Source organism: Pseudomonas sp. MYb2, assembly GCF_002979955.1.
Lineage (GTDB): Bacteria > Pseudomonadota > Gammaproteobacteria > Pseudomonadales > Pseudomonadaceae > Aquipseudomonas.
The window spans coordinates 107681-125641 of sequence record NZ_PCQC01000017.1; the positions used below are offsets into that span (position 1 = coordinate 107681).

Annotated in this window: 14 protein-coding genes and 1 tRNA gene; 2 read left to right on the plus strand and 13 right to left on the minus strand. The window is 60.0% G+C overall.

Annotated elements, in window-relative coordinates:
• Positions 1–243: 243 nt before the first annotated feature.
• The 7 genes from CQ009_RS23630 to leuC all read right to left on the minus strand — a co-directional run bounded on the left by CQ009_RS23630 (position 244) and on the right by leuC (position 9686).
• Positions 244–2898, minus strand: a complete 2655-nt coding sequence (locus tag CQ009_RS23630) for a FimV/HubP family polar landmark protein (protein WP_064389127.1) — start codon at positions 2896–2898, stop codon at positions 244–246.
• Between the two features lie 208 nt (positions 2899–3106).
• Entirely contained in the window at positions 3107–4117 is a 1011-nt protein-coding gene (locus CQ009_RS23635; protein ID WP_064389126.1) for an aspartate-semialdehyde dehydrogenase, read from the minus strand.
• 273 nt (positions 4118–4390) lie between these two features.
• Positions 4391–5503, minus strand: a complete 1113-nt coding sequence (gene asd / locus CQ009_RS23640) for an aspartate-semialdehyde dehydrogenase (RefSeq protein WP_007913448.1) — start codon at positions 5501–5503, stop codon at positions 4391–4393.
• A 66-nt stretch (positions 5504–5569) separates the two neighbouring features.
• On the minus strand, positions 5570–6652 hold the full coding sequence (gene leuB, locus CQ009_RS23645; protein ID WP_038363640.1) for a 3-isopropylmalate dehydrogenase: 1083 nt from the start codon (positions 6650–6652) through the stop codon (positions 5570–5572).
• 54 nt (positions 6653–6706) lie between these two features.
• Positions 6707–7474 carry a class I SAM-dependent methyltransferase gene (locus tag CQ009_RS23650; protein ID WP_105708865.1) on the minus strand — a complete coding sequence of 256 codons (768 nt, stop codon included), beginning with the start codon at positions 7472–7474 and terminating at the stop codon, positions 6707–6709.
• Positions 7475–7611: 137 nt separating this feature from the next.
• Positions 7612–8256 (minus strand): 3-isopropylmalate dehydratase small subunit, encoded by a 645-nt coding sequence (gene leuD, locus CQ009_RS23655; protein ID WP_064389124.1) that lies wholly within the window; start codon positions 8254–8256, stop codon positions 7612–7614.
• 11 nt (positions 8257–8267) lie between these two features.
• Positions 8268–9686, minus strand: a complete 1419-nt coding sequence (gene leuC, locus CQ009_RS23660; protein WP_016984527.1) for a 3-isopropylmalate dehydratase large subunit — start codon at positions 9684–9686, stop codon at positions 8268–8270.
• Between the two features lie 140 nt (positions 9687–9826).
• Here leuC and CQ009_RS23665 point away from each other — a divergent pair, with 140 nt between their 5' ends.
• The gene (locus CQ009_RS23665) at positions 9827–10711 is read left to right on the plus strand and encodes a LysR family transcriptional regulator (RefSeq protein ID WP_064389123.1); all 885 of its coding nucleotides are present in this window, start codon (positions 9827–9829) and stop codon (positions 10709–10711) included.
• Between the two features lie 74 nt (positions 10712–10785).
• Positions 10786–14064: a PAS domain S-box protein gene (locus CQ009_RS23670; protein ID WP_105708866.1), complete on the plus strand. Its 3279-nt coding sequence runs from the start codon at positions 10786–10788 to the stop codon at positions 14062–14064.
• Positions 14065–14110: 46 nt separating this feature from the next.
• Here the strand turns inward: CQ009_RS23670 and CQ009_RS23675 are convergent, their stop codons facing one another.
• The 6 genes from CQ009_RS23675 to CQ009_RS23700 form a co-directional block, all read right to left on the minus strand.
• Positions 14111–14554 (minus strand): Hsp20 family protein, encoded by a 444-nt coding sequence (locus CQ009_RS23675; RefSeq protein ID WP_064389121.1) that lies wholly within the window; start codon positions 14552–14554, stop codon positions 14111–14113.
• Positions 14555–14676: 122 nt separating this feature from the next.
• On the minus strand, positions 14677–15636 hold the full coding sequence (locus CQ009_RS23680) for a tRNA-dihydrouridine synthase (RefSeq protein WP_105708867.1): 960 nt from the start codon (positions 15634–15636) through the stop codon (positions 14677–14679).
• Positions 15637–15803: 167 nt separating this feature from the next.
• Positions 15804–16253: a thioesterase family protein gene (locus CQ009_RS23685; protein ID WP_064389119.1), complete on the minus strand. Its 450-nt coding sequence runs from the start codon at positions 16251–16253 to the stop codon at positions 15804–15806.
• A 45-nt stretch (positions 16254–16298) separates the two neighbouring features.
• The gene (locus CQ009_RS23690; RefSeq protein WP_064389118.1) at positions 16299–17132 is read right to left on the minus strand and encodes an alpha/beta fold hydrolase; all 834 of its coding nucleotides are present in this window, start codon (positions 17130–17132) and stop codon (positions 16299–16301) included.
• 30 nt (positions 17133–17162) lie between these two features.
• Positions 17163–17702: a TetR/AcrR family transcriptional regulator gene (locus CQ009_RS23695; RefSeq protein WP_064389117.1), complete on the minus strand. Its 540-nt coding sequence runs from the start codon at positions 17700–17702 to the stop codon at positions 17163–17165.
• Positions 17703–17884: 182 nt separating this feature from the next.
• Positions 17885–17960 (minus strand) — tRNA-Glu (locus CQ009_RS23700).
• Between the last annotated feature and the right edge of the window lies 1 nt (position 17961).

A 17961-nucleotide genomic window follows, 5' to 3' on the forward strand; every position in this document is an offset into this window, starting at 1 on the left:
TGCCAAGGTGGGACAGCCTGCTGTTTTTACAAAGGCGGGCATTATAAGGCTGTGGTTCAGGGATGCCAGAACTCTCTATTGGCAGTTCTGGCCCTATCGCGAGCAGGCTCACTCCTACAGGGGAACGCATTCCAAATGCAGGAGTGAGCCTGCTCGCGATAGCAATCCTTCAGACACCACTGAATCCGGCACAAACAAAAACGGCAGCCTCAATGGGCTGCCGTTTTGTTTACCGCAGATTGACTACAGGCTCGAGAGCATTTCCTTGGCTTCACCACGCTGTTTCTCGTCACCCTCGGTCAGCACTTCGTTGAGGATGTCGCGTGCACCATCGGCATCGCCCATGTCGATATAGGCCTGCGCCAGATCGAGCTTGGTCGCGGCCTCGTCGGTGCCGGCAAGGAAGTCGAAATCGTCTTCACCCAGATCACCACCGATTGCCGCATCGGCTTCAGTGAAGGTCGGTTCGGCAACGCTTTGCGACAGACGATCCAGCTCGGCGTTGACGTCATCCAGTTCTGCTGCGAATGCGTCAGGCTCAGCCGCCGGATTGCTGTCCATTTCGTCGGCCAGCGACAGATCGAAATCAGCCGGCAGCTCCAGATCATCCTGCGGCACGTCAGCTACCACCGGCGCCTCGACTGGAGGCAGATCCTTCACGCCTTCGTCCAGATCCAGCAGGAAGTCATCGTCCGCCAGATCAGCCGCAGGAGCCGCCGGCTCGGCACCGAGATCCAGATCCAGATCGAAGTCCGACAGGTCATCCAGATTCTCTTTGATGTCGGTCTGCTGTTGCAGCACCGACTCGAAGCTCAGGTCATCGTCGGACGGGAATTCGTCCAGCTCGACCGGCGCTTCGGGCTCAACCACAGGCGCCGGCTCAACTGGCGTGATGTTGTCGAGATCGTCCAGGCTCAGGTCAAACGCACTGTCCAGGTCATCTTCAACAGGAGCTGGCGCAGGCGCTTCAGGCTCATCCAGCAACAGTTCCTTGACGTACTGTGCATCCAGCTCAGCAGCCACGGCAGCAGCGGCCAGCCCCGAAGCAGCGACGACGGCCATCGCCGGGAAGCGACTCTTCAGTTCTTCGACCTTGGCAAAGTTGTCGCCATTGGCCACCAACTGACGTTCCTGGCCGACGAACGCATCGCGATCGCCCTGCTGACCGTAGACCTCCATCAGTTTCAGACGCAGATCGCTGCGTTGCGGCTCGAGGCTGACGCCCTCCTCCAGCAATGCTGCAGCCTGATTCAGGCGACCGGCATTGATGTGCGATTGCGCCTTGTCGAGCACGTCATCGGAACGCTCGGCGGCCGGCGCCACCAGCGGCGCGGCAATCGGCTCAGCCATCACGATCGGCGCCACTACCGGAGCCACGACTGGAGCAGGAGCAGGCGCCGGAGTGTTGAGCTTGACGCTCGCCGCTGGCGTTTCCAGACCTTCGAAGCTGCTTTCCGGCAGATCCTGCTCGGCGGAGAACTCTTGTTCTTCGGCCAGCGCACGAGCCATGCGCACATGCTTTTCAGCTTCCTGCTGAGCTTTGCGGCGACGCGCCAACAGCAACAGCAGGAGCAGCAGAACTACCGCACCGCCACCGATCAGACCCAACAGGATCGGATTGGTCAGCAGCTCATTGAAGGTTTTTTCATCATCAGCCGCAGGTTTGGTTTCGACAACCGGCTCGACCACTGGCTCAACCGGTGTTTCGGCAGGTGGAGCAATGGCAGATTCTGGCGTCGGCGCTGCTTCTGCAGGAGTAGCCGGCGGTGTGGCAGCCAGCTCAGCAGTGATCGCCGGAACCGGCGCGACTGCGCCATTCGCGGCCGGGGCAGCGCCCGCGCCTTCGGCCTGCAGTTTCGCCAGTTGATTGTTCTTCAGCTCGATGAGCTTTTGCAGCTTGTCCATCTGACTTTGCAGATCGGACATGCGGCTTTTCAGTTCCTCGTTGTCACGACGGGTCGTGTCGAGGTTTTCCTGAGTGACTGCAAGCTTGTTGCTCAAGGCTTGGGCGTCACCTGCCGGGCCTTTGCCGCGCGCCTTGGCACTCTCGGCGGAGACCAGGCTCAGATTGTCCTGGGCGTTCTGTGCTCCAGCGGTATTGCCGCGACCACGGTTGGTCGCATCGAGCTGCTGCTGACCGGTGCCGGGCTTGGCCACATAGCGACGGCCCGTGCGCCAGGCTTCGTTCTGCGCCGCGACCTCGGCAATTGCTTTGGACTGCGGCAATGCAGTGCTTTGCACCGAATCCGGCAGACGTAGCACCTGACCGGTTTTCAGACGGTTGATGTTACCGCCAATGAACGCATCCGGATTCAGTGCCTGAATAGCCAGCATGGTCTGCTGCACCGAACCACCGTTGCGCGCCTTCGCGGCAATCTCCCACAGGGTATCGCGCGGCGTGGTGGTGTATTGCGTCGGGTGTGTGGCGCCCGTGGTCGGTGCGGCGATGGTCTGCGACGGCGCCGGTTGTGCGGCGGCGTCAGCGGTCTCCGGCGAGAACTTCGATGGATCCAGCAGCACGCTGTAATCGCGCAGCAGACGACCGTTCGGCCACATCACCTGCACGAGGAATTTCACCATCGGTTCCGACAACGGCTTGCTCGACGTTACGCGCAGCACGCTTTTGCCGCTGGCGTTGAGCACCGGAGTGAAAGTCAGGTCATTGAGGAAGGCCTGGCGATCGACGCCGGCCTTGGCGAAATCTTCGGGTGAAGCCAGGCTCGGCACCACTTCGGCAGCAGTGAGATCCTTGACGTCGAGCAGCTCGATTTCAGCCACCAGCGGCTGGTTCAGGGTCGACTTCAGGGTCAGCTCCCCGAGCCCGAGGGCATGCGCCATACCGGAGGACAGCGCCGAGGCGGCCGCTATTGCTAACACCAGTTTGCGAACTTGAACCATAGCCTCATCCTTTGTTTGAACGTTCCTCGGCCAGCGAGAAGATATTGATTGCCGCTGCCGTAAGGCATTGCGCGCGACGACGACAGATGTCGCGCGCGCTCATTTCTTTGATGCCCCGGAAAGTCCCGGAGGGTGACACGTTATCCAGCGCTCCGGGCAAGCATAGCGCTCACCTAGAATCAGTCGACAAATTGTTGCCAAGTATCTTTTACAGCAGGTCTTTTATCAACAATTCAGCCACCTGCACAGCGTTAAGGGCTGCACCTTTGCGTACGTTATCTGACGTCAGCCACAGATTAAGTTCCGCCGGGTCGTCGACTCCGCTGCGCACGCGCCCGACATAGACCACGTCCTGGCCTACCGCGTCACCCACGGCGGTCGGATAATCACCGGCCTCGACCAGCTCGATCCCGGCCGCATCTTCGAGTGCAGCGTTGACTTTTGCCAGGTCGACAGCCGACGTTGACTGCAAGGTCACGCTAAAGCTATCGCCAAAAAACACCGGGGCTTGAACGCAAGTTGCGGAAATCTTTAAAGAAGGCTGTGCCAGCACCTGACGCAACTCGCGCACCAGACGTTTTTCCAGCAGCGTATGGCCCTGTGCGTCAGGCGTGCCGACCTGCGCCAGCAGGTTGAAAGCCATCTGCCGATCGAAGAAGGTTGGCTCCAGCGGGCGCATGTTGAGCAGCTCGGCGGTCTGCCGCGCCAGCTCGGTCACAGCTTCACGACCCTGTGCGGACACGGCGAGATTGGCGGTGACGTTCACGTATTGCAGGTCGATCAGATCGAGCAGCGGCGCCAGCACCACGGCGAGCGAAGTGGCCGATGGGCTTGGGCTGCTGACTTGAAACGGCGCCTTCAAACCGGCGAGCACAGCGGGGTTGGCCTCCGGAACGATTTGCGGTGCCTGATCGGCTGGCAATGCACCGGACAAGTCGATCAGCGAGCAACCGGCAGCATGGGCGCGCGCGGCGTAGCTCAGGGTAATGGCCGGGCCCGCGGCGAAAAACACCAGTTTGACCTTGCTGAAATCGAACTCGTCGACTTCGCGAACGCGTACGTTCTTGTTGCGGAACAGCACCGAGCTGCCGGCAGATTCGCTGCTCGCCAGCAGGTGCAGGTTGCCGACCGGGAAGTCGCGTTCTTCGAGAATCTGTACGAGGGTTTCGCCGACAGTACCGGTGGCGCCGATCACGGCAATATCTAGGGTCTGGGTCATGGTGCGAGCCTCTGGCGAAACGGGGGGAGCGGCACTTTACCGGGTGACTGGCGCACAGGCAATTTCTGCCGGGACTTGTGGCGCTTGGACTGACCTCATCGCGAGCAGGCTCACTCCTACAGTGGTCGGTGTGAACCTGAATTTTGTGTGCACCCTCAACCCTGTAGGAGTGAGCCTGCTCGCGATAAGGCCGGCACAGTCTCCCGAAAACCGTCAGGCATAAAAAAACCCGCACCTCTCACAAGGCACGGGCTCTTTCATTGCTTCAGGCGATCAACGCTCAAGCAAGATACGCAGCATGCGACGCAGCGGTTCGGCCGCGCCCCACAGCAGTTGGTCGCCAACGGTGAAGGCACCGACGAATTGCGAACCCATGTTCAACTTGCGCAGACGACCCACCGGAACATTCAGGGTGCCAGTGACCTTGGTCGGGCTCAGCTCCTGCATGCTGATTTCGCGCTGGTTCGGGACCAGTTTGACCCAAGGGTTGTGCTGGCTGATCAGCCCTTCGATATCGGCGATCGGTACGTCTTTGTTCAGCTTGATGGTCAGCGCCTGGCTGTGGCACCGCATCGCACCGATGCGCACGCAGATACCGTCGACCGGGATCGGGCTCTTGAAGCGACCGAGGATCTTGTTGGTCTCGGCCTGAGCTTTCCACTCTTCACGGCTCTGGCCATTCGGCAGTTCCTTGTCGATCCACGGGATCAGGCTGCCGGCCAGCGGTACGCCGAAGTTTTCGGTCGGGTACGCTTCGCTGCGCATGGCATCGGCCACGCGACGGTCGATGTCGAGGATCGCGCTGGCCGGATCGGCCAGTTGATCAGCGACAGCGGCGTGGGTCGCGCCCATTTGCTTGATCAGTTCACGCATGTTCTGCGCGCCGGCACCGGAAGCCGCCTGATAGGTCATGGCGCTCATCCACTCGACCAGACCCGCCTCGAACAGACCGCCCAGGCCCATCAGCATCAGGCTGACGGTGCAGTTGCCGCCGATGTAGTTCTTGGTGCCCGCATCGAGCTGCTGATCGATAACCTTGCGGTTGACCGGATCGAGAATGATGACCGCGTCATCGTTCATGCGCAGGCTCGAGGCCGCATCAATCCAGTAACCCTGCCAGCCGGCTTCGCGCAGCTTCGGGAACACTTCGCTGGTGTAGTCGCCGCCCTGGCAGGTCAGAATCACGTCGAGGGTCTTCAGCTCATCAATGCTGTAAGCATCCTTGAGCGGAGCAATGTCCTTGCCCACGGACGGGCCTTGGCCACCGACGTTGGACGTGGTGAAAAACACCGGCTCGATTAGATCGAAATCCTGCTCTTCCAGCATCCGCTGCATGAGCACGGAACCGACCATCCCGCGCCAACCGATCAGACCTACACGTTTCATCGCAACTACACCTTCTTGAAAAGTGGGCCGCTGCTTTGTATTGAATTTCGCAGCGGGCCCGAGAGATTACAGATTCCGCAGCGCGGCGACTACTGCGTCGCCCATTTCCTGCGTACCGACTTTGCTGCAACCAGCCGAATAGATGTCGCCAGTGCGCAGGCCTTGATCGAGCACAACGCTGACGGCTTTCTCGATGGCATCGGCCGCGTCGTGCAGATTGAAGCTGTAACGCAGCATCATCGACACCGACAGAATGGTCGCCAACGGGTTGGCAATGCCTTTACCGGCGATGTCCGGAGCGGAACCATGGCAAGGCTCGTACATGCCCTTGTTGTTGGAGTCCAGCGAGGCCGAAGGCAGCATGCCAATGGAACCGGTGAGCATCGACGCTTCGTCGGACAGAATGTCGCCGAACATATTGTCGGTGACGATCACGTCGAACTGCTTCGGCGCGCGCACCAGTTGCATGGCGGCGTTGTCGACGTACATGTGGCTCAGTTCGACTTCCGGGTAATCCTTGGCCACTTGCTCGACCACTTCACGCCACAGTTGGCTGGAGGCCAGCACGTTGGCCTTGTCCACCGAGCAGAGCTTCTTGCCGCGAACCATAGCCATGTCGAAACCGACGCGGGCGATGCGGCGGATTTCGCTTTCGCTGTACGGCAGCGTGTCGTAGGACTGACGCTCGCCGTTCTCCAAAGTGCGGGTGCCACGCGGCGCGCCGAAGTAGATGCCGCCGGTCAGCTCACGGACGATGAGGATGTCCAGACCGGCAACGATTTCCGGCTTCAGGCTCGAAGCGTCAGCCAGTTGCGGGTACAGGATCGCCGGACGCAGGTTGCCGAACAGGCCCAGTTGCGCACGGATTTTCAGCAGACCGCGCTCAGGGCGGATATCACGCTCGATGGTGTCCCATTTCGGCCCGCCAACGGCGCCCAGCAGCACGGCGTCGGCAGCGCGGGCACGGTCGAGGGTTTCGTCGGCCAGCGGCACGCCGTGCTTGTCGATGGCGGCGCCACCGATCACGTCATGGCTCAGCTCGAAGCCCAGGCTGTACTTGTCGTTGGCCAGTTCCAGCACCTTGACCGCTTCGGCCATGATTTCCGGACCAATACCGTCACCTGGGAGAATCAGAATCTGCTTGCTCATGCTTTCCTCGTGTCTTCAGTCGGTGCGCCATCTCAGGCGCGCCCGGAAAAATTCTTAGCGCTCGGCCATCAGTACGATCACATCGGTACTGAACGAGCCGTCGGCATCAATCTCAAAATATTCGCGCACTTCGTTGCCCATCGACTGCTGCAACTGGCGGATCGCTGCGCGCATCACTTCAGGTGTGCGCATGCGCTCAACCCAGGTGGTGTACTCCAGACGCAGGCGCTGCCGCGTGGTGCTGCGCACATGCAAACCGGCCTCGCTGACCTGCCGCAACCACTCAGCGGCGGAGTAATCGCGCACATGGCTGGTGTCACGCAGCACTTCGACGCTTTGCAGATAAGTGTCGAACAAAGGGCTGCCCGGTGACAACACATCCACGAACGCCGCCACACCGCCTGGCTTCAGCACCCGGCGAACTTCGCGCAGGGCCACGCCGAGATCGCTCCAGTGATGCGCCGAATAACGGCTGAACACGAAGTCGAACTCGCCATCGGCAAACGGCAGACGCTCGGCGGCGCCATTGACCGTGGAAATGTTGCCGATACCGCGATCAATCGCAGCGGCGGCGACCACGTCGAGCATTTGCTGCGACAGGTCGTAAGCGACCACTTCGTTGACCAGCGGTGCGACATGAAAACTGACATGACCGGCGCCACACCCCAAGTCCAGCACCCGCGCTTCGCCCTGCCCGGCCAGCTCAGCTTGTAGCAGTGCGAATTCGGTGCCTTGAGCGTGAACGGCGCTGCTCAGGTAGGCGGCGGCCTGTTCACCGAATTGCTTTTGTACGACCTGAGTGTGTTGGGCGGTGCTGGTCATGGTCACATCCTGATATTTGTGTTGTTCGGGCTGCCGTCTTCGCGAGCAGGCTCGCTCCCACAGGGGAATGCATTTCAAGTGTGGGAGCGAGCCTGCTCGCGAAGGGGCCGGCCCTGACTACATCAACCTCGAATCAATCACGCGTCACGGAACAACCACGGCTGGCTAACCCGATGCCTGGCCTCAAACGTCGCAATCGCATCACCGTCCTGCAAGGTCAGACCGATATCGTCGAGACCGTTCAACAGGCAATGCTTGCGGAACGCATCGATCTCAAAGCTGTACACCTTGCCATCCGGACGGGTCACGGTCTGCGCCTGCAGATCAACCTGCAATTGATAACCCGGCTCAGCCTCAACCTGCTTGAACAACTCATCGACTTCAGCGTCGCTCAAGATGATCGGCAGCAAGCCATTTTTGAAGCTGTTGTTGAAGAAGATGTCGGCGTAGCTCGGCGCGATGATGCTGCGGAAACCGTATTCTTCCAGCGCCCACGGCGCGTGTTCACGGCTGGAGCCGCAACCGAAGTTCTCGCGGGCCAGCAACACGCTGGCGCCTTGATAACGCTCGGCGTTAAGGACGAAGTCCTTGTTCAGCGGACGCTTGGAGTTGTCCTGATACGGTTGCCCGACATCCAGATAACGCCACTCGTCGAACAGGTTAGGACCAAAACCGGTGCGCTTGATCGACTTCAGAAACTGTTTCGGAATGATTTGGTCAGTGTCGACGTTGGCACGATCCAAAGGCGCGACAAGACCAGTGTGCTGGGTAAAAGCTTTCATGCTGCGCTCCTTTAGATCAATTCACGAACGTCGATGAAACGACCGTTCACCGCAGCCGCAGCCGCCATGGCCGGGCTGACGAGGTGGGTGCGGCCACCGGCGCCCTGACGGCCTTCGAAGTTACGGTTGGAGGTCGAGGCGCAATGTTCGCCGGACTCCAAACGGTCCGGGTTCATCGCCAGGCACATCGAGCAACCCGGCTCACGCCATTCGAAACCGGCTTCGAGGAAAATCTTGTCGAGACCTTCGGCCTCAGCCTGCGCTTTGACCAGACCCGAGCCCGGCACCACGATCGCTTGCTTGATGGTCGATGCGACTTTACGGCCCTTGGCGATCACCGCCGCAGCGCGCAAGTCTTCGATCCGCGAGTTGGTGCAGGAACCGATAAACACGCGATCCAGTTGAATGTCGGTGATCGCCTGATTGGCGGTCAAACCCATGTATTTCAAGGCACGGACGATCGAGTCGCGTTTGACCAGATCCATCTCTTTGGCCGGATCCGGCACGTTCTGATCAACGGCCAAAACCATCTCAGGCGAAGTGCCCCAGCTGACTTGCGGCTTGATCTGCGCGGCGTCAAGTTCAACCACGGTGTCGAATTTGGCATCGGCGTCGGAGACCAGGTCTTTCCAGGCTTCGACAGCCATGTCCCATTCCGCGCCTTTCGGGGCAAATGGACGGCCCTTCACGTAATCGACGGTCTTCTGATCCGCTGCCACCAGACCCACGCGGGCGCCGGCTTCGATGGACATGTTGCAGATGGTCATGCGCCCTTCAACGGACAAGTCGCGGATCGCGCTGCCAGCGAACTCGATGGCGTGGCCATTGCCGCCAGCGGTGCCGATCTTGCCGATCACTGCGAGGACGATGTCCTTGGCGGTCACGCCGAACGGCAATTGCCCTTCAACGCGCACCAGCATGTTTTTCATTTTCTTGGCGACCAGGCACTGAGTGGCGAGCACATGCTCGACCTCGGAAGTGCCAATACCGTGAGCCAGAGCGCCGAACGCGCCGTGAGTCGAGGTGTGCGAGTCGCCGCAGACCACGGTCATGCCCGGCAGGGTTGCACCCTGCTCCGGGCTGATCACATGGACGATGCCTTGGCGCACGTCATTCATCTTGAACTCGACGATGCCGTATTCATCGCAGTTGTCGTCGAGGGTCTGAACCTGCAAACGCGAGACCTGATCGGCAATGGCTTCGATGCCGCCCTTGCGCTCTGGCGTCGTCGGTACGTTGTGGTCCGGGGTCGCGATGTTGGCATCGATGCGCCAAGGCTTGCGCCCGGCCAGACGCAGGCCTTCAAAGGCTTGCGGCGAGGTCACTTCGTGAATGATGTGACGATCGATATAGATCAGCGCCGAGCCATCGTCGCGCTGCTTGACCAAATGCGAATCCCAGAGCTTGTCGTAGAGCGTTTTGCCGGCCATCAGACGGTTCCTCATCAGCTTGTTTCTATGCCCTGGGCTTATCAATAACCCTTTGGCTTGTGAGGCCGATCGTATGAGGTTAGATTAAATAACTCAAATTCATATTTTTTATGCTTTGGATAACCAACTGGAATACAACCATGGATCTGGCCAACCTCAACGCTTTTATCGCGATTGCCGAGACCGGCAGCTTCTCCAACGCCGGCGAACGGCTGCACCTGACGCAACCGGCGATCAGCAAGCGCATCGCCGGGCTGGAGCAACAATTGAAGGTGCGCCTGTTTGATCGGCTGGGCCGTGAAGTCGGCCTGACCGAGGCCGGGCGCGCCCTGCTGCCGCGGGCCTATCAGATTCTCAACGTGCTCGACGACACCCGCCGCGCACTGACCAACCTGACCGGCGAAGTCAGCGGCCGCCTGACCCTGGCCACCAGTCATCACATCGGCCTGCACCGTTTACCGCCGCTGTTAAGGGAGTTCACCCGCCGTTACCCACAGGTGGCGCTGGATATTCAGTTCCTCGATTCGGAAGTGGCCTACGAGGAAATTCTCCATGGCCGCGCCGAACTGGCGGTCATCACCCTTGCGCCGGAGCCTCACGCACTGGTCAAAGCCACACCCGTCTGGGACGACCCGCTGGATTTTGTGGTCGCCCCAGAGCATTCGCTGATCAATAACGGTGCCGTCAGTCTGGCGGACATTGCCGGTCATCCGGCGGTTTTCCCCGGCGGCAACACCTTTACCCACCATATTGTCCAACGCTTGTTCGAGGCGCAGGGTCTGACGCCAAACATCGCCATGAGCACCAACTATCTGGAAACCATCAAGATGATGGTCTCGATTGGCCTGGCCTGGAGCGTTTTGCCGCGCACCATGCTCGACGATCAAGTGGCGAGCATCGTATTGCCGGGCATACAGCTCAGTCGCCAGCTAGGCTATATCTTGCACACCGAACGGACGCTATCGAATGCAGCAAGAGCGTTTATGGCCTTGCTGGATGCACAAATCGATCTGCCAGGGACTTGAGGCCAACTTGTGCTACTCCTATAGAGCCGCTGTCCCTGTGCCTAATGCCACCATCAGCTCAAGGCCTGTTAACGATGCCGAAATCTGTTGACCGAATTCCGCCGATGCCGCGTATTCAGGCCATTGACCCGCGTCATTCCGAGCAGAGCTGGGAGAGTGCGCCACAATTGCTCGCCGCACTCAACGGCGCACGGCTCGGCGCCTGGTATTGGGACATCGAGCGCGGGCAGATCAGTTGGTCGCGTGGCACCCAGGCATTGTTCGGCTTCGATCCTCGGCAACCGCTGCCCGAAGATCTGGAATACCTCGATCTGCTGCCGCCGGAAGACCGCGCGAAAACCGTCCGCGCCTTCCACGCGGTGATTGCCGGCGCACCGCTGGAACAGGCGATGCACCACCGCATCCGCTGGCCGGACGGCAGCCTGCACTGGCTGGAGATCAGCGGCAGCCTGCTGCCGGATAAACACGGGCGCCCCCGAATGATCGGGGTGATTCGTGAAATCACCCACCAGCGCCAACGCGAACAGGCCCTGAGCAGCTCGGAGAAACGTTTCGCGACACTTTTCCACCTGTGCCCGAACATGGTCCTGCTGACCCGCCAGGAAGACGGTCTGATCAGCGAGGCCAATCAGTATTTTGAAAGCCTGTTCGGCTGGCCGGTACAGAGTGCCATCGGTCGCACCACACTGGAACTGGGCCTGTGGGTGCATCCGGAGCAGCGCGCGGAACTGGTCAAGAAAACCAAGGCCAAGGGCGAATTGATCAGCATGGAAGTGCAGTTTCGCGCGAGCAACGGGCAGATTCATGACGGCATTCTCAGCGCCCAGAAGGTCGAACTCGAAGGCCAGCCGTATCTGCTCAGCACTTTCCTCGACACCACCGAACGCAAAGCCGCCGAACATGCGCTCAAGGACAGCCAGGAACGCCTCGACCTGGCGCTGGACTCCGCGCAGCTCGGCACCTGGGACTGGCACATTCCCAGCGGCATGCTTTACGGCTCAGCGCGGGCCGCGCAATTGCACGGGCTGGAGCCAAAACCATTTCACGAATCGTTCGACGAGTTTTTCGAAGGGGTGCCCGGCGAAGAACGCGACAGCATGCGCGACGCCTACCGCAGCCTGCGCGAAGGCCCGGCGGGCAATTATCAGCTGACCTATCGCGTGCAACTGCCCGACGGCAGCTCGCGCTATCTGGAAAGTCGCGCCCGCCTTTACCGCGACGACAACGGCGCACCGCTGCGCATGGCCGGCACCCTGCTGGACATCACCGATCAGGTCGAGCGCGAACAGCGGCTGGTGGCCTCGGAAGAAAAATTCGCCACGCTGTTTCAGGTCAGCCCCGACCCAATCTGCGTCACCCGTCAGGACAGTGGCGAGTTCATCGAAATCAATAACAGCTTTACCCAAACCTTCGGCTGGAGCGCTGCCGACGTGATTGGCCACACCGCCGAAGAAATCGGCCTGTGGGACGCATCGGCAAAAAGTCTGCAACGCATTGAACGGGTGATTCGCGAACAGGGCTTGAGCAATGTCGCGATCATCGTGCAGCACAAGGACGGCCAATCGCTGACCTGCGTGATTTCCAGCCGGCAGATCAGCGTCGGCGATCAACCCTGCATCGTCACCACCCTGCGCGACATTACCCAGCAGCAGCGCTCGGAAGCGGCGCTGAAAGCCAGTGAAGAGAAATTCGCCAAGGCGTTTCACTCCAGCCCCGACGCCATCACCATTACCGAGCGCGACACCGGACGCTATCTGGAGGTCAACGATGGCTTCTGCAGGCTCACCGGCTATCGCGCCGACGAAGTGGTGGGTAAAACCGTGTATCAGGTCGGCATCTGGGCTGAGGAAAAGCAACGCTCGGCACTCTTGGCCGAACTGCAGATCAAGGGCCGCGTACACCACCAGGAAATGCTCGGGCGCAACAAACGCGGAGAGATGCTGACGGTGGAAGTTTCCGTCGAACCGATCACCCTTAACGAAACCGCCTGTCTGCTATTGACCGCTCGTGATGTCAGCCTGCTGAAAAACGCCGAAGCGCAAATCCGTCATCTGGCTTATCACGACCCGCTGACCAACCTGCCCAACCGCGCCCTGCTGATGGATCGCCTGAGCCAGCAGATCGCCCTGCTCAAGCGTCACAACCTGCGCGGCGCGTTACTGTTTCTCGACCTCGATCACTTCAAACACATCAACGACTCCCTCGGCCATCCGGTCGGCGACACGGTGCTGAAGATCATTACTGCACGGCTCGAAGCCAGCGTACGCATGGAGGATACGGTTGCGCGCCTGGGCGGCGATGAGTTTGTCGTGCTGCTCAGTGGCCTTGAAGGCTCGCGCAACGAAGTCAGCGCACAAGTGCGCAATCTGGCCGATACCCTGCGTGAATTGCTGTCGGAACCGATGTTCCTCGACGGCCAGCGCCTGCAAGTGACGCCGAGCATCGGCGTGGCGCTGATCCCCGATCACGGCTCGACGCCGACCGACCTGCTCAAGCGCGCCGATATTGCGCTTTATCGGGCCAAGGATTCCGGGCGCAACACCACGCAGATGTACCACAACACCATGCAGAAGGCCGCCAGTGAACGGCTGCGCATGGAGACCGACTTGCGCCTGGCGCTGTCGCGCGGTGAATTCAATGTGCACTTCCAGCCGCAGATCGACGCGCGGGATAACCGCATCATCGGCGCCGAAGCCCTGGTGCGCTGGAATCACCCGGAACTCGGCGCACAATCGCCCACAGAGTTCATCAAAGTGCTGGAAGACAGCGGTCTGATTCTCGAAGTCGGTACGTGGATCCTCGACGAAGCCTGCAATGCATTCAAACAACTGATCGCGCTGAAACTGGTCGACCCGCTCAATTTCAGCCTGTGCGTCAATATCAGCCCGCGACAGTTTCGCCAGAACGACTTTGTCGAGCGCATCGAACACAGCATGACCAGCCATGGCCTGCCGTGCTCGTTGCTGAAACTGGAAATCACCGAAGGCATCGTCATCCAGAACCTGGAAGACACCATCAGCAAAATGCGTCGTCTGAAAAAGCTCGGCGTGAGTTTTGCCATGGACGATTTCGGCACCGGTTATTCGTCGCTGACTTACCTCAAGCGTCTGCCAGTGGACACGCTGAAAATCGACCAGTCGTTTATCCGTGATGCGACCACTGACCCCAACGATGCCGAGATCATTCGCGCGATTGTCGCCATGGCCCGCAGTCTGGAGCTGGAAGTGATTGCCGAGGGCGTGGAAACACCGGAGCAACTGGCATTCCTGCAAGGGCTGGGCTGCCATTTGTATCAGGGTTATTTGCACAGTCGGCCGGTGGCGCTGGAGGATCTGAAAGTGCTGCTGGAATGACGGGCACAAAAAAGGGCGCCAGTGGCGCCCTTTTCATTGCTCGGTCTTATTGCAGAACCGGCTTCTCCACCCCGTTGATCGGAATGCGCTTGGCTTTCGCTTCTTCCGGGATCACTCGCAACAGGTCGATGCTCAACAGACCGTTTTTCAGATCCGCCGCCTTGATCTCGATGTGATCAGCCAAGCGGAAAGACAGCTTGAATGCACGCTGGGCGATGCCTTGGTGCAGGAAGGTCACGCCTTCGTTGGCGTCACGCTTGCCGCCACTGATGGTCAGCACACCTTTCTCGACTTGCAGCTCCAGGTCTTCTTCCTGGAAACCGGCGGCGGCGACGACAATGCGGTACTGGTCATCACCGTGCTTTTCGACGTTGTAAGGTGGGTAGCTGCTGCCTGGCTCGTTGCGCAGGGCGGTTTCGAACAGGTCGTTGAAACGGTCGAAACCTACCGAGGAACGGAACAGTGGCGCGAGGGAAAATGCGGTACTCATGGTGCAAATCTCCTGAAAAAAAATCAGCAAGTTTTCTTGTCTCCGCGACCCGAATTCGGCATCGCGTAACCCTTAAATAGGGACCGCTGAAATGATTTCAAGAGAATATTTGCAGATTTTTTTCAGGCCGCTTCTGCGACCGGCAAACCCAACAAACGCGAAACATGATCCGGCTCGGTCTCGCGCCGCAGCACAGTAAACAGCTCCGTAGCCTCAGGATAATTGCGCGTCAGCATCGCCAGCCATTGCTTCAAACGGCCCGGCGATTGGCGTGCGGTCATCTGCGCTTTGGCTTGCAGCCAGAAGTCCTGAATCAACGGCATCAGCTCGGCCCAGGTCATTTCGACGACGTCTTCACCCGCGCGCGCAGCAGCGATCTGTTTGGCCAGATCGGGGCGCGAAACCAGTCCGCGACCGAGCATGATGTCTTCCACGCCGCTGATTTCGCGGCAACGGCGCCAGTCTTCGACGCTCCAGATATCGCCGTTGGCGAACACCGGGACCTTGACCACGTCCTGTACACGCGGAATCCATTCCCAATGTGCCGGCGGCTTGTAACCGTCCATCTTGGTTCGGGCGTGAACCACGATATGCTCGGCGCCACCTTCAGCCAACGCCGTAGCGCAGACCAGCGAACCGTCCGGGCTGTCGAAACCGAGGCGCATCTTCGCCGTCACGGGGATGTGCGCAGGTACGGCGCGGCGCACGTGCTCGACGATCTGGTTGAGCAGTTCCGGCTCTTTCAGCAGTACGGCTCCGCCTCGGGACTTGTTGACGGTCTTGGCCGGGCAGCCGAAGTTGAGGTCGATCACTTCGGAGCCGAGTTCGCAGGCCAGCGCAGCGTTCTCCGCCAGGCACACCGGATCGGAACCGAGTAACTGCACACGCAATGGCACACCGGATGCGGTGCGGGCGCCATTGAGCAGCTCCGGGCCGAACCTGTGGAAGTACGCTGGAGTGAGCAACTGGTCGTTGACCCGAATGAATTCGGTCACGCACCAGTCGATGCCACCAACGCGGGTCAGCACGTCGCGGAGGATGTCGTCGACCAACCCCTCCATGGGCGCCAGAGCAATTTGCATGGGAAAAACACTACTTGAGGAAAAACGTGCGGCAGTTTACTGGATATCGCACAAATCCGCAGAACAACACATATTCCTTATAGGAGTGAGCCTGCTCGCGATAGCGGTGTGTCAGTCACATATGTTTCGACTGACACACCGCTATCGCGAGCAGGCTCACTCCTACATTAGATTTGCGCAGACTCTGAGAGCAGGATAGCCGGGCCATAACCTTCGATGAACTCTGCCGGCATGCGCTTCGGCTTGCCGGTGGACAGCTCAATGCAGACAAACGTGGTTTGCGCGCGCAACAGCGTGGTGTTGTCGCTCGGGCGCTTGAGCTGGAAATGCCGGGTCATCTTCAGGCGCTGATCCCAATCGACGATCCAGGTCGCCAATTGCAACTCATCGCCTTCATAGGCGGCGGCCAGATAATCGATCTCGTGACGAACCACGGCCATCGCTCGATCCAGCCGCCGATATTCGACCAGATCCAGGCCCAGACGCTGCGAATGGCGCCAGGCGCAACGCTCGAGCCAAGTCACGTACACCGCGTTGTTCGCGTGGCCGAGCCCGTCGATGTCCTCGGCGCCTACTTGCAGATCAATGGTAAACGGCGTTGCCCGATCCCAGCCCATGCCCCACTCCCGGTCAGTTATTCAACCGGGGCAGTGTAACGGAGCTCACGCCGATTGGCGCGTCTGAAGGCTGCGACCGGCCAGCAGTGATAACACCCCATCAATCACCCGAGGGTCGGCCAATACGCGCTGATGACCACCGCCCTCGAGGCGCAGCAAGCGACTGTCGAACCAGGATTCGTGGATCAATTGCGACTCTTTGACCGAGACGAAGTTGTCGTCCTCGGCGTGCACGATCAGGCCGGGCATATCCAGTTGATAGTGCGCGACGTCCAGCGTGGCAGCGCGCATGCCGACATCCTGCTCGACTTGACGAATGAACGCGGAGCGGGCTCGCGGCGGCATACCGACGTATCGGGCAAAACCACGCAGCACACCAAGAATTCGCGCTGGAGCAGCGATGCTGACGAGGGTTTCGGTACGCAAGCCCAATTGCACGGCGAGCATCGCGCTGGCGCCGCCCATGGAGTGGCCGATGACTGCTTGCAGCGGCGGTAACTCCGCCGCCGCTTCGAGCATCGCCCGAGCGAACAACACCACATTGGCCTCACGCCCCGGCGAACGACCGTGGGCCGGGCCATCAAGCGCGACAACGGTGTAACCGGCATCGACCAGCGCGGTGATCAACGAGGCGAATTGAGTGGGCCGCCCTTCCCAACCATGCATCAGCAGCACGGTCGGACCTTGACCCCAGCGCAGTGCCGACAGACCGAAGCGCAACGTAATCCGCTCGGCATTGGCCAGCATCGGCAGTTCCCATTCGCGCAGTGGCAGCGCGCGCGGCGTCATGAACGCCAGACGCATTTTGCTCGCCACCCGTTTCGGTGCAATCCAGCCCAAGGTGCCATTAACGCCACGAACCCACTTCAACGTGTTCATCGCTCTCTCCTCAGGCGTGTTGCCTTCAGGTCAACGCACCGCCGACTTGGCAGCGCGCAGCAATCGATCGGATAAATCTCCCGGACCCAGCGCTCTTGCGAGTGCCAGACCACCCACCATCAAGGCCATGTCGGCCAGCGCTTTATCGGTGTCCTCAGGGCTGGACGCCAACTGCGCCACCATCAATTCCAGGTGTTCGTTCAGCGCAAGCCGGAACGAGTCCGGCAAACGACCCAGTTCGCCAATGGAAGCCGGAATAGGGCACGCCGCTTCGCTGGAGTCACGGTGCTTGCGTGACAGATAGAACGCAGCGACCAGAGCACGGCGTTCTTCACCGGTCAGTTGCGTGTCCATGTCAGCAATCAGGTCGCGGCGGCGACCGAGCAATTGCTTGAACGCTTCAAGCATCATCGCGTCCTTGCTTTCGAAGTGCGCATAGAAGCCGCCGACGGTCAGGCCGGCTGCGCCCATCACTTCACCCACGCTAGGGTCTGCCGGGCCACGCTGAATCAGTGCGGAGCTGGCAGCCTTGAGGATGCGTTCGCGGGTTTGAGCTTTTTTATCGTTCATCGTTGCCTCCGAATATTACGACTAGAATATTATTCGCATAATAATATTCTGCAAGTCAAGGATATGACCGCTGGTCTGAAGCACAGTGTAAGGAAAAAGGAGAATTGGCCAAACGCCAGACAAACAAAAGGGCCATTCAATAATTGAATGACCCTTATAAAATCCCGCAGAGCGGGTAATCGTGGCGTCCCCTAGGGGACTCGAACCCCTGTTACCGCCGTGAAAGGGCGGTGTCCTAGGCCACTAGACGAAGGGGACA

Excerpts from the sequence above, each read along its gene's own strand:
- CQ009_RS23630 (WP_064389127.1), bottom strand. The coding sequence starts at position 2,898 with ATGGTTCAAGTTCGCAAACTGGTGTTAGCAATAGCGGCCGCCTCGGCG.
- CQ009_RS23635 (WP_064389126.1), bottom strand. The coding sequence starts at position 4,117 with ATGACCCAGACCCTAGATATTGCCGTGATCGGCGCCACCGGTACTGTC.
- asd (WP_007913448.1), bottom strand. The coding sequence starts at position 5,503 with ATGAAACGTGTAGGTCTGATCGGTTGGCGCGGGATGGTCGGTTCCGTG.
- leuB (WP_038363640.1), bottom strand. The coding sequence starts at position 6,652 with ATGAGCAAGCAGATTCTGATTCTCCCAGGTGACGGTATTGGTCCGGAA.
- CQ009_RS23650 (WP_105708865.1), bottom strand. The coding sequence starts at position 7,474 with ATGACCAGCACCGCCCAACACACTCAGGTCGTACAAAAGCAATTCGGT.
- leuD (WP_064389124.1), bottom strand. The coding sequence starts at position 8,256 with ATGAAAGCTTTTACCCAGCACACTGGTCTTGTCGCGCCTTTGGATCGT.
- leuC (WP_016984527.1), bottom strand. The coding sequence starts at position 9,686 with ATGGCCGGCAAAACGCTCTACGACAAGCTCTGGGATTCGCATTTGGTC.
- CQ009_RS23665 (WP_064389123.1), top strand. The coding sequence starts at position 9,827 with ATGGATCTGGCCAACCTCAACGCTTTTATCGCGATTGCCGAGACCGGC.
- CQ009_RS23670 (WP_105708866.1), top strand. The coding sequence starts at position 10,786 with ATGCCGAAATCTGTTGACCGAATTCCGCCGATGCCGCGTATTCAGGCC.
- CQ009_RS23675 (WP_064389121.1), bottom strand. The coding sequence starts at position 14,554 with ATGAGTACCGCATTTTCCCTCGCGCCACTGTTCCGTTCCTCGGTAGGT.
- CQ009_RS23680 (WP_105708867.1), bottom strand. The coding sequence starts at position 15,636 with ATGCAAATTGCTCTGGCGCCCATGGAGGGGTTGGTCGACGACATCCTC.
- CQ009_RS23685 (WP_064389119.1), bottom strand. The coding sequence starts at position 16,253 with ATGGGCTGGGATCGGGCAACGCCGTTTACCATTGATCTGCAAGTAGGC.
- CQ009_RS23690 (WP_064389118.1), bottom strand. The coding sequence starts at position 17,132 with ATGAACACGTTGAAGTGGGTTCGTGGCGTTAATGGCACCTTGGGCTGG.
- CQ009_RS23695 (WP_064389117.1), bottom strand. The coding sequence starts at position 17,702 with ATGAACGATAAAAAAGCTCAAACCCGCGAACGCATCCTCAAGGCTGCC.